The sequence below is a fragment of the Geminicoccus flavidas genome, assembly GCF_009806515.1.
Lineage (GTDB): Bacteria > Pseudomonadota > Alphaproteobacteria > Geminicoccales > Geminicoccaceae > Geminicoccus > Geminicoccus flavidus.
Genome location: NZ_WUJP01000902.1, coordinates 1 through 973 on the forward strand (window position 1 = coordinate 1; position 973 = coordinate 973).

Annotated in this window: 1 protein-coding gene; it reads right to left on the reverse strand. The window is 63.1% G+C overall.

The window, feature by feature from the left end; all coding sequences use genetic code 11:
* Window positions 1-262: 262 nt before the first annotated feature.
* Window positions 263-508, reverse strand: a complete 246-nt coding sequence (locus tag EQG76_RS31850; protein ID WP_200841134.1) for a hypothetical protein — start codon at window positions 506-508, stop codon at window positions 263-265.
* Window positions 509-973: the final 465 nt, after the last annotated feature.

A 973-nucleotide genomic window follows, 5' to 3' on the forward strand; every position in this document is an offset into this window, starting at 1 on the left:
GCCGACTATCTCGAGCGCGGACTCTTCGAGTAGCCGGTCGAGCACGCCCCAAGTGAAGGCACCGTGCGCGCCGCCGCCCTGCAGCGCCAGGTTGATGCGCTGCTTGGCAACGGCCGGGGCTTTCGGAAGGACAGCATCATGGCTGTCCCTATCAGAGACAGGAACGTCCATTTTTTCCTCAGTAACGCCGGGGCCGAATAGGCTCGATTTCGGGAGGGCCCGTGGCTCGGGCTCCACTTTGGGCCGTCGGCTACGCCGAACGTCAGCTGTGCGCCAAGCGGCGAAAGTCCTGCCACCCCCAACATGGATCGACCTGCTGGCGGACAAGCTTGTCCGTATGCTGGTCGGCAGCCTTGGCAGCGATCTTGGGGATGTCCGAGCGGTTCAGCCCGAGATCGGCCTTCATCTCGCGCTCGGTATAGCAGCTGAGCTCGGCCTGCACCCTGAGGTACACGCGACGCCACGCGAGGGCGAACTTGATGCGGTTCGTGATACTGAGCAGGTCCATGCTTTGTCTCCGATATGGCCGGCATCGGCAGGATCGGATGACCTGCAGAGGCCGGCAGATGGGCAGCGGTGACCGTCACCGTCCTCTCCTGACCTCAGCTGGGCCACTTGTTCGGCCCGTGCGTGGAATGAAACTGGCGCCAATCGACCGTCTGCGCCAGCCATAATGCTGCAGCGCAGCATTGCGCAGATGGGATGGAACGAAGACGCGCAACGTACTCGCGGAAGTTGGCTAAGAGCCAAGGCGGCCGGCGCTGCCACAAAACCATCACCAAACCGGACCTATACCGCTCAGCGTCGGGGGTTTTTTCCCTTTCTTGTGACTTCCACGGTGGGACAACAATGAAGCATGTCCTGCTCGCCGCTGCCTTCGTTGCTGCCGTCCTGCTCGGCCCGGTGTCCTGGGCCCTGTCTGGTTGGAACGGTCCCATCCCCGCCGCGAGCGTCGATCTCTACGGGAACGTCG